Origin of the sequence: Xenorhabdus yunnanensis, assembly GCF_028598805.1 — a bacterium.
GTDB classification, from domain to species: domain Bacteria; phylum Pseudomonadota; class Gammaproteobacteria; order Enterobacterales; family Enterobacteriaceae; genus Xenorhabdus; species Xenorhabdus yunnanensis.
Genome location: NZ_JAQRFI010000108.1, coordinates 1 through 3,882, shown reverse-complemented (window position 1 = coordinate 3,882; position 3,882 = coordinate 1). Strand labels below are relative to the sequence as shown.

Sequence of the window (3,882 nt, the reverse complement as noted above, 5' to 3'; positions counted from 1 at the left end):
TGATGCCTTACTCTACGCTATACGCCAAAGAAATAGCATAAGTGAAATCTTAAGAAATCTTAAGGTAAAAACTTCTTTTGGCAGACCAATCCGGTAGATCACCCATCGCTAAATCCTAACAATTCTTAACATTAAAACCGTTCTATGAAGCATCACAACCCCGTTTCGTACCTGTAACCTGCTGCGCAAACTCAGGCCACATCTGCGCAAGTAAAGTGCGCAAAGCAACAAACTGCGCAAAATGATACCCAAGAAAAGCCGGGGTATTCAGCCATTGCGCAGCGTGAGACGGCTAAAATTGCGCAGTAAGAACCGACGGAAAACGCGGGTATTCAGAGACTATTGCGCAGAGCGGGGGACAAGATGCGCAAGAAAACGCAGGTATTTTAAAGTGATATTGGAGCCACCAATTTATCAGCGGCTCTTTATCCGTTTCATTTTTATACCTGTTCTATTTTTCCCGTTTTCCTATTCTTTAATCCATCCATGGGTGTTATATCCTTGCGGCTCTTCCGCTGGAATATTATTCAGATAAGAAACAGAATCCTCATTGATGTAAACATCAAGAAATTGATTACCTTCATCCCCAATGATAAATTTTCCTATTTTCCTCTCAAGGTAGCAGCTACCACACGCCCCCAGTATATGCCTGAAAAATCGTCTGGCTACTTGTGGTGTGGCGGTTGTTGGTTCGCAGTCATGGATATATTTTTTCCTCCACGTTGGCATCATTTCCGGCTGATAGTCCCACCATACACTAATCCGCAATTCATCATGACCCGCATCAAACCAATTAATGATTGTTCGCCTGCCAGCAATAACCAGTTCTTGATACCTGAACTTCTTTTCTTGCGGGTTCTTTGAGGATTGCCCGTTAAGGTCTATGCGTTCTTTTTTTATTGCCTCATTTAAAGCAATAACCATGAGTTTTAAAATGTACCTTTGTTTTTCTGATTTTTTCATTTTTATGGCTCACAATTTCAAGAAAATATTAAGTAGGTAACCGTTTTTAGCATTTAATGAAAAAAACGCGAAATAACTGTACCATCTGTACCACTTAAAATATTTTACTTTTATATCAATTAATTAAGTTGGTACAGATACGAAAAATAACTGTCAATAACTGTCCGTATCTGTACCATTGAGATTAAAACTCCTGCCTTAAATCTATACCTAGGTCTGTCGGCTCAATCGACCCCTTACAGACCACGCAGGGTAATATCAGCTCACAGGGATCTTCTTTGTGGTTCTGGATTTCAACAACCGCCCATGCAACCACCAGATCGCTATCACCATCATCAAACCAGACGCGCCATTGCCCGGTGGTAGGGGATACTGCTTTAACGGCATAAAAAGGGGTAGACATCATAGTGAGTACCTCCTGCCAGAGAATGAAAGGTTTCTTTCTGGCTGGCCTTCTCTCTTTAATAGGTACAGTTGTGGTACAGATATGGCACAGATATTTAAATAACTGTACCAACTCAATGTATTGATAAATATATGTTTATTGTTAACTGGTACAGATATCACAGTTATTTTCTGTTTTAGCTTAGAAAACATCATTTACCCCCATACCTATCATTTGAGCAAAACGTACTCTCAATTCGTTGACGCTGGGTAACTCATAAACAATACCTATTCCCCGGCCTCGCCTGCCTGAGCTATCAAGCCCCATCTTAACCATTGTGCTACCCACACGCCGACGAGCAGCAGGCTCTGTTTCTTCCTCGTTATTTTCCCTGCACCACAGCAAATAACTGTCTATCAGTTCACTGACAGGAATTCTTGCCATGCCCCGAAATGGTTCGTCTTTAGATAATTCGGCATATAGGTACGCATATAGGCCAGTCAGACCGAACAGAATTTCTTCCTTAAGTGCATCGGTCTGCGGTGCGCGGTGGCGGTCAAATTGTGAGATATCGTAATGCAGCAGATAGTGAAGCAACTTAGATGCCCCGTTATCATTCAGCCATTGATAAAGATTATCGAAGTAGGCTTTGTCCTGTGCCCTCGAACCATCAGGCTCAAGCACCAGATAACGCCGCTCTCTGATACCGGCTTTCAATGCCTGAGTGCTGTTACTGGCAAAAATCAGGCGCGAAAAGTTCACCATAGGTTCAGCGTCTATGCCTTTACGCTCAAGGTTAAACGTGGGTTCACTAATGATCCCGCGCAGCTTTTCCCCATCACTGGCTTTTGCTACGGTGGCCTCATCTGCAAAAACAAGCAATTTGTTTGCCATCATTGAATTGAACTTATTGGTGATCTGTTCAGCACCGTTCACTTGCACGCCATATTGCCCCAGTATTTCAAGCAACGGCCTGACAAGTGTCCCTTTACCCGTGCCCGGTACGGATTTCATAGCAATAGCCACAGATGGCTTTTCATCCGGCCTCTGGAACAAGTGCGCCAGCCATGAAAGTACATACTGGTAAGCTCGTTCGTCACCCGCGCAAATCACCTGTTTAATGTGGTTAAGGTAGACACTGCAATCGCCCTCCATCGGTTCAACCGCCAGCCCCATAAACAGGTTATATACGCTGTCCGGGCATCTTTTAGGCTCAGGATAAAAGCCCACACCATTGGGTTTATAGTTCTTGCCTTTCCATTTCAGCCAGGCATCGCCCAGTGACAGCTTTTTAGCGATCCGTCCCTCATGCAGAAAGTAATTTTTAAACTGAGTCAGTTCCTCGAAAACATGCGTGACCCCGTTCACCTGACACGGTTTTAAGCTGACAACCCGATGCTTACCCCCAATGGTGATATGCGTATAGGTTTTGTTCATTCTCTCCAGTATCGCTAATTCCACTCCAGTAATGACTTCACCGCTACCCAGTTCATACATATCAAGCTCTGCCCCTACATAATACTGATACAACCCTTCACTGAATGCCTGCTTTGCTGCCTCAATGCCGTGCTGCTGGCGATAATCGTCCCAGTCGGCTTTATGCTCTGTTGGTGGTAACGCTACCCATCCGTCGATAGCTTTAGCGGTTTTCTCTGCCGCAATCTTGCCGACGTTCTTCTTGGGCTTGCCTTTGTTGTCCAATTCGTCCGGTGAGTGCCAGTCATTGTCGGCGGCAAGGATGATTTTTGCTGTTGACCACCGTTCCCTGACCTGTTCAGCAACAGCGGATAAATTCCCCTCATCCATCGCAGCCAGCACCACGCCCTCATGTAACTGACTGACGGTTAAAGCAGTTGCATACCCCTCAGTAATGATGAACGTGTCTGGCGTTTCAGTGATTGCCGATAAAGGGATAAAACTCCCCTTTTTCTTCGAGCCTGTCACAAAACGCTTATCACCATTCGGCTTGATAATCTGAGCACCGGTGATTGTGCCGTCCAGCGTCTGAGTGACCAGCAATAACGAGCCATCTTTCAATAACCGCTGATTGGGGCATTGCAGCCCCTTTTGAGTCAGATAGTCGGATTGCCCGGCAATGGATTGAGCAAGCAACTTATTAACTTTCTCGGTGATTGGTTGAGCCTCTGATTTTGGAGCCTCCTTTCTGACAGGCTTAGATTCAGGTAATGGAAGTAACAGCGCATCAGCAACGACCTTAATAGCCTCAGTGAGCGTGATCCCTTTGACTTTAGTCAGTAAATCAAAGCCATCCCCATGATGTGGGTTATCACACTGGCGACAATGCCAGTTACCGTCCCCGTGGTCGTCTATGAAGTGAAAGCGGTCTTTACCGCCGCATATCGGGCAAGCGCCATGCTTACCCTTTGCCGGAACGTCCACACCACAGGCAGACAACAACCCTTGCCACTGATTTTGCGCCGCCGCTTTCACCGAACGAATATCAATATGGCTTACCATTTCGGGAATCCCTCGCGGTGATGAATTTCAAACTGGGCGTGCTGTGCTGTGTCGTT

The 3,882-nt window shown here is 45.6% G+C and carries 3 protein-coding genes; all 3 read right to left on the bottom strand.

Translation table 11 applies throughout. The features are described 5' to 3' along the window. Positions 1 to 468 precede the first annotated feature (468 nt). Positions 469 to 963: a hypothetical protein gene (locus PSI23_RS20555; protein ID WP_273556818.1), complete on the bottom strand. Its 495-nt coding sequence runs from the start codon at positions 961 to 963 to the stop codon at positions 469 to 471. A 184-nt stretch (positions 964 to 1,147) separates the two neighbouring features. After that, positions 1,148 to 1,369 carry a hypothetical protein gene (locus PSI23_RS20550; protein ID WP_086110873.1) on the bottom strand — a complete coding sequence of 74 codons (222 nt, stop codon included), beginning with the start codon at positions 1,367 to 1,369 and terminating at the stop codon, positions 1,148 to 1,150. A gap of 180 nt (positions 1,370 to 1,549) precedes the next feature. Further along, the gene (locus tag PSI23_RS20545) at positions 1,550 to 3,826 is read right to left on the bottom strand and encodes a DUF5906 domain-containing protein (RefSeq protein WP_273556817.1); all 2,277 of its coding nucleotides are present in this window, start codon (positions 3,824 to 3,826) and stop codon (positions 1,550 to 1,552) included. Between the last annotated feature and the right edge of the window lie 56 nt (positions 3,827 to 3,882).